Origin of the sequence: Dietzia sp. B19 (assembly GCF_014145155.1) — a bacterium.
Lineage (GTDB): Bacteria > Actinomycetota > Actinomycetes > Mycobacteriales > Mycobacteriaceae > Dietzia > Dietzia natronolimnaea.
In genome coordinates this window covers 1-4290 of sequence record NZ_JAALED010000093.1, presented here as the reverse complement: position 1 = coordinate 4290, position 4290 = coordinate 1, and the positions used below count along the sequence as shown (strand labels likewise).

4 protein-coding genes are annotated in these 4290 nt (G+C 68.7%); 3 read left to right on the top strand and 1 reads right to left on the bottom strand.

Translation table 11 applies throughout. The features are described from left to right. A partial coding sequence (locus G6020_RS03720; protein ID WP_347238300.1) for a GAF domain-containing protein occupies positions 1-579 on the bottom strand: 579 nt, incomplete at its 3' end. A gap of 150 nt (positions 580-729) precedes the next feature. On the opposite strand from G6020_RS03720, the gene G6020_RS03715 reads away from it, so the two are divergent. From G6020_RS03715 to epsC, 3 genes are all read left to right on the top strand, one after another. After that, a complete protein-coding gene (locus tag G6020_RS03715) occupies positions 730-2520 on the top strand; it encodes a long-chain fatty acid--CoA ligase (RefSeq protein ID WP_182609697.1) in 1791 nt (596 codons plus the stop codon). Positions 2521-2674: 154 nt separating this feature from the next. Further along, a complete protein-coding gene (gene cysK, locus G6020_RS03710) occupies positions 2675-3610 on the top strand; it encodes a cysteine synthase A (protein WP_179524173.1) in 936 nt (311 codons plus the stop codon). Further along, the gene (gene epsC / locus G6020_RS03705) at positions 3610-4233 is read left to right on the top strand and encodes a serine O-acetyltransferase EpsC (RefSeq protein ID WP_182609696.1); all 624 of its coding nucleotides are present in this window, start codon (positions 3610-3612) and stop codon (positions 4231-4233) included. The genes cysK and epsC overlap by 1 nt, the downstream gene beginning before the upstream one ends. Positions 4234-4290 lie beyond the last annotated feature (57 nt).

The following is a 4290-nucleotide window of genomic DNA, read 5'->3' as shown; positions in this document are numbered from 1 at the left end:
CAGGCCGGCGGCGGTGCGCAGCTCCCCCTCGGCGAGCATCACCGTCGCCCGGATCAGGGCGAGCATCTGGTCCGAGGCGGCACTGCTCGGGCCGGTGACGTCGATGAGCCCGATCAGCTCACCCGTCCCGGGGTCGTGGACCGGCGCCGCCGCGCAACTCCACTCGTGGGCCATCTCGAGATAGTGCTCGGACCCGCGGACCCGCACCTCCGTGTCGTGCCGGAGCGCGAGCCCCGGCGCGTTGGCCCCGACCGCCTCGTCCGTCCAGACCGCGCCGGGGATGAACGCCATCGACTCCGCGCGGGACCGGACGCCCCGGTCACCGATCACGCGGAGCAACCGTCCCCGCTCGTCCGCGACGGCGACGATGTGCCCGCTGGAGACCACGCCAGGCACGAGGACCGACTCGACCACCGGGAGGACCGACGCCATCCGGTGCTCCGCCACGTGGCGGGAGAGGTCCGGGCCCTCCAACTCGACCGACGGCGCGACCACGGTGGGGTCGATACCCCGATGCCTGCTGCGCTCCCACGACTCGGCCACCAGCAGGCTCGCCGCGGGTCCCGTGCCCCCGAACATGTCGTCAGTGTAACCCGTATCACAGGAACCGGGATCACGAACCTGACGCGCCCCTCATAAACGGATCTAAATAGACCGTGCTGAACACGGACAGCGGCCAACCCTCTACACTTGCCAGTGATACAGGCCACACATGACCTAAGGATCGCAATGACGACCGAGTTCGCCACCCCTCCAGTAACCAAGCCCTTCCCTGTCGAGAACCTCGGCCGACTCGTGTTCAAGAACGCGGAGGAGGCCCCGAACGACGTCGCGGTACTGCGGCTCGTCGGGACCGACTGGAAGGAGGTCACCTGCGCCCAGTACCTGGAAGAGGTCAAGGGCGTCGCCAAGGGACTCATCGCCCGGGGCGTCAAGCCCGGTGACCGCCTGGCCATCATGAGCCACACCCGCTACGAGTGGTCACTCATCGCGTGGGCCTCCTGGGCGGTCGGCGCCGTCACCGTACCGATCTACGAGACCTCCTCGTCGGGCCAGTGCGACTGGATCCTCACCGACTCCGGCGCGACCTTCGCCGTGGTCGAGAACCTCGAACTCCGCGAGGTGCTGACGTCCGGCACCGAGTGGAACGGCGACATCATGGTCATCGAGAACGACCTGGTCGCCCAGCTCACCGCCGCGGGAGCGGATGTCACCGACGAGCAGCTCGAGCAGGCCTCGCTGGCGACGGGCCACGAGGACCGGTGCGCCATCATCTACACCTCCGGCACGACGGGCAACCCCAAGGGCTGCGAGATCCTGCACGGCGGGTTCGCCGGCGTCGTGATGTCGGTCGAGGAGCAGCTCAAGGACGCGTTCGTCCCCAACAGCCGCACCCTGATCTTCCTGCCGCTGGCACACGTGCTGGCCCGCATCCTCGAGGTGGCATGCTTCTACAAGCGCGTCGCCGTGGCCCACGAGCCCGACACGACCAAGGTCGTCGAGCGCCTGGCGGAGATCCACCCGACCTTCCTCGTGTCGGTCCCGCGCGTGCTCGAGAAGGTCTACAACTCCGCCGCGGGCAAGGCCGAGGCCGCCGGCGGCGCCAAGGCCAAGATCTTCAAGGCCGCGGTGCAGACCGCGATCGACTACTCCATGGCCATGGAGGGTGGCGGGAAGCCGTCCGCGGGCCTGGCGCTCAAGCAGAAGCTGTTCTCCAAGCTGGTCTACTCGAAGCTCCACGACGCCCTGGGCGGCGAGTGCAACCGCATCATCTCCGGCGGCGGCCCCCTGGGCGCCCGCCTGGGTCACTTCTACCGGGGCGCCGGCTTCGACCTCCTCGAGGGCTATGGCCTGACCGAGTCCTCGGGCGTGCTCACCGTCAACCCGATCGGCCAGGCGAAGATCGGTTCCGTCGGTCGCCCGATCCCGGGCGTGACCATCCAGATCGCCGACGACGGCGAGATCCTGGCCAAGGCCAAGACCCTGTTCAAGGGCTACTGGCAGAACCCGCAGGCCAACGAGGACTCGTGGACCGGCGAGTGGTACCACACCGGTGACATCGGCGAGCTCGACTCGGACGGTTACCTGTCCATCACCGGCCGCAAGAAGGACCTCATCGTCACCGCCGGCGGCAAGAACGTGTCGCCGTCCCAGATGGAGGACCTCCTCTCGGCCGATCCGCTGATCAGCCAGGCCGTCGTGGTGGGCGACAACCGCAACTACATCGCAGCGCTGATCACCATCGACCAGGAGACCTTCCCGGCGTGGCGGGACAAGCACGGCAAGACCGGCGAGGTGGCGGACCTGCTCCAGGACGGCGAACTGGTCGGCGCCATCCAGGACGCGGTGGACCAGGCCAACAAGTCCGTCTCCCGCGCCGAGTCCATCCGCAAGTTCAAGATCCTCGCGGCGGAGTTCTCGGTGGAGAGCGGTGAGCTCACCCCGACGCTCAAGCTCAAGCGCAACGTCGTGCACGACCGCTTCGGCAGCGAGATCGAGGCGCTCTACTCCGACAACTGAGTCCTCGACCGGTAGCGCCCGGGCCCCACGGGGTCCGGGCGCTGCGGCATTTCGCCGGCCCCGTCATTTCACGCGGGCGTGGTCCGGACGGGTGCGGGATCACGTACACTTGCCGATAGACAGATCGGTTCATTCTGAAGAACGGAACTCACCAATGGCGAAGATCTATTCCGACATCACCGAGACCATCGGCCACACGCCCCTGGTCCGCCTCAACTCCCTCACCGACGGCCTCCAGGCCACCGTGCTCGCCAAGCTCGAGTCCGCCAACCCCGCGGCCAGCGTCAAGGACCGTATCGGTGCCGCGATCATCGACGACGCGGTCGCCTCCGGCGCCCTCAAGCCCGGTGGCACCATCGTCGAGGGCACGTCCGGCAACACCGGCATCGCGCTGGCCATGGTCGCGTCCGCGCGCGGGTTCAAGTCCGTCCTGGTCATGCCCGACACCATGTCGGTCGAGCGCCGTGCGGTCATGCGTGCCTACGGTGCCGAGCTCATCCTCACCCCGGGCTCCGAGGGCATGAAGGGCGCCGTGGCCAAGGCCGAGGAGGTCGCCTCCACCCGCGAGAACGCGGTCCTCGCCCGGCAGTTCGCCAACCCGGCCAACCCGGACGTCCACCGCCGGACCAGCGGCCCCGAGGTCTGGGAGGACACCGACGGCGAGGTCGACATCTTCATCGCCGGCATCGGCACCGGCGGCACCATCACCGGCGCCGGCGGGTACCTGCGCGAGCAGAAGTCGGACATCCAGATCGTGGCCGTCGAGCCCAAGGACTCGCCGCTGCTCACCGAGGGCAAGGCCGGACCGCACAAGATCCAGGGTCTGGGCGCCAACTTCGTCCCCGAGATCCTCAACCGGGACATCTACGACGAGGTCATCGACGTCACCCTCGACGATTCGCTGCGGATCGCCAAGCGCCTCGGCACCGAGGAGGGCATCCTCGCCGGCATCTCGTCCGGTGCCAACGTGTGGGCCGCGCTCGAGGTGGCCAAGCGTCCCGAGAACGCCGGCAAGACCATCGTGGTGATCGTGTGCGACTACGGCGAGCGCTACGTGTCCACCATGCTGTTCGAGGACTACCGCGACTGATGACCGACCCGACTCCGTCGAACGCGGACGCGCCCGCGGCGGGGATCCTGCGCACCCTGCGCGAGGATCTCGCCGCGGCGCGTGCCCACGACCCGGCGGCCCGGGGAGATGTCGAGAACGCGATCGTCTACTCCGGCCTGCACGCGATCTGGTCCCACCGGCTCTCCCACCGACTGTGGGTGGCCGGCGGGACCGGCCGGTTCGCGGCCCGCGTCCTGAGCCAGTTCACCCGGTTCCTCACGGGGATCGAGATCCACCCCGGTGCCACCATCGGTCGACGGTTCTTCATCGACCACGGCATGGGCGTGGTCATCGGGGAGACCGCCGAGATCGGCGACGATTGCATGCTGTACCACGGGGTCACCCTGGGCGGCGTCTCGCTCAAACAGGTCAAACGCCACCCCACCCTGGGCGACCGCGTGACCGTCGGCGCCGGGGCCAAGATCCTGGGCCCCGTCGAGATCGGTTCGGACTCGTCGGTCGGCGCCAACGCCGTGGTGGTCAAGGACGCCCCGGCCAACTCGATCGTCGTGGGCATCCCGGGCGTCGCCAAGCCCGCCACGGAGTCGAAGGAGGAGCTGCGCGACGCGCAGTTCTACATCGACCCCGCCATCTACATCTGACCCCTCGAGGTCCGGGACCCACCCCACGAATCCCGTGGGGGCGGGTCCCGGACCTCG